Origin of the sequence: Gilliamella sp. G0441 (genome assembly GCF_050589305.1) — a bacterium.
Taxonomy (GTDB): Bacteria; Pseudomonadota; Gammaproteobacteria; order Enterobacterales; family Orbaceae; genus Gilliamella.
Map to the genome: position 1 here is coordinate 1 of NZ_JBNRJF010000028.1, position 2093 is coordinate 2093.

General features: G+C 46.3%; 1 pseudogene. It reads right to left on the bottom strand.

The annotated features are described in order from the left end of the window. Nucleotides 1-2093, bottom strand: a pseudogene (locus ACKJXD_RS11835) (hypothetical protein); the annotation flags it as partial.

The following is a 2093-nucleotide window of genomic DNA, read 5'->3' on the forward strand; positions in this document are numbered from 1 at the left end:
GGTTAATGCCGCCATCTGCTCTTCGCTTAAGGCAACCCCCGGTTGCAGCTGATATTGTTTGCTATATAACTGACCGGCTAAGAGTAAATCCCGGTACTGGTCATCACTGTTATTATAACCGGACAGGTAACTTTTACCGGTCAGTGCAATCAGCTGGTCCTGAATCAATTTCTGTTCATAGTAACCATCACCTAACCGTTTTTGTAAACTGTCAGAATCAATAAAATCTAAGCTACTTATCCATTTTTTACGGTTAGTAAAGCGAGGGTCAGTTTCAATTAAATATAAACTCTCTTTTTCCGGTCTGATTTGAAAAATGGTATTATCCGGCAATTTAATCGGCACCACCGTTGGGTACTGAACAAATTCCGGTGGTAATACCGTTACCCCCTGTTTATCAGCAACGGTTGATACCGGGGAAAGCTGGGTGTTTTCCGCCACCGTTAACGTGCCCAGTGACATCGCTTCGGTGGTATTGACCCCTTGATAAGCGCCGTACTTTTGTTTGGTTTTCCAGTTGTGAGCGTCCTTTTCTTTTTTGTAATGAGAAATCCTTCCGCGATTTTTATGACCTTTTGAATCGACCTCTTTAATCCAGCGTTCACCTTTGGTTTCCAGATTATCAAACTGCCTTGCATTAATTTGCATGGTCTGACCTGAAAGCAGTTGACTGTCCTGATTGGTCACCACATCGCCCTGAATGATCAGATTTTTACCGGCCTGTATTTTGGCCGGATCCTGATTGAGCAGCTGGCTTTCGTAAATAACCCGGTCATAGAAATACTCTATAAAATGTTTACTGTGCCCCAGTCCCTTGACATAAAACCTGACGTGATTGCCTTTGTCAAATTGAAGATAACCTTCATTGGTTTTTTTGCCATTTTCATCAATAATATAGCGATATTTACCTTCACGATTGTCACTGATACGGTAACGTTTTTGATTTCCACCAAAACAACTGTATTTATCTTTGTCACCCGAGCACCATTCATATTCATGATAACTTTTGCGGTCAACCTCAACCGGGCTGCTGATTTTGACATATAAGTCCCGGTTATCTAACTTATCCGCCGCTAAATAGAGCGAGCCACCGGCCTCTATTGTGGCACTGTGGTTACTGACCTGCTGACTGCGACCGGTCACCCCTTGTGTGCTGGCCTGCCCGCCAATAAACATCTCCCCCTGACTTAATAATAATGCATGGTCTTTATTCAGCAGCTCCCGGGCACCGATAAGTAACCGGTCACGGGCACCAATCACCGGCGCCACCGAGCCGGCAGCGGACTTCAGGTTAGTCAGCTTGCCGGTATTAATCACCACTGCATCCCCATAAATACGACCGCTGTCGAGATTATTGAGCGTATCGGTCTGAATATCAGTCAGCCCGCCATCAATCACACCATAATTAGTTAATTGGGTAGTTGAAATCCGGGTACTGCCCCCGGCAATATCGCCAGCCTGTTGATTATAAAGTTCACGGGCGGTCAGGGTTAATTGCCCCCCGGATTTAATTTGTGACTGATTGTCAATGCGGCCACTGGCAGTAAGGGTTAGCTGACCATTGGCCAGAATGGTTTGTTGATTAATCCAGTCAGATACCACCGTCAGGAACATATCCTGACCGCTTTCTATACGACCGTTGCGATTACCGGCTAATGTGTGGCTGCCTATTTTTAACGTCGAAAGCGACGATATTGTCCCGTCCTGATTATTGAGGTTATTCAGATACGCCTGAGCAGACCCGGCTATTGTTAACTGCCCCTGACTTAATACCTTCCCTTGCTGATTATCAAGATGTTGCGTGGTGAGATTAAGCACGGTTTTACCAAATAAGGTTCCTTCCCGGTTATCTACCGTTGCCCCGTGGAGAGTCAGCGCATCGGCACTGAGTGTGGCGTGTTTTGCCGACACGCCGTCAATGCCATGTATCGTTGCCTGACCGTCAACATACACACCGGCATTATCAAGATTGACAGCACCCCCACGGGCATTTAATGTTAAGGTATCACTGCTTAGCTTAAGCCCCTGTCCGTCAATGGCTTTCGCGCTGATGATCGCGTTTTTTGTCGCCTGCACCGCACCGTGTAAATGCA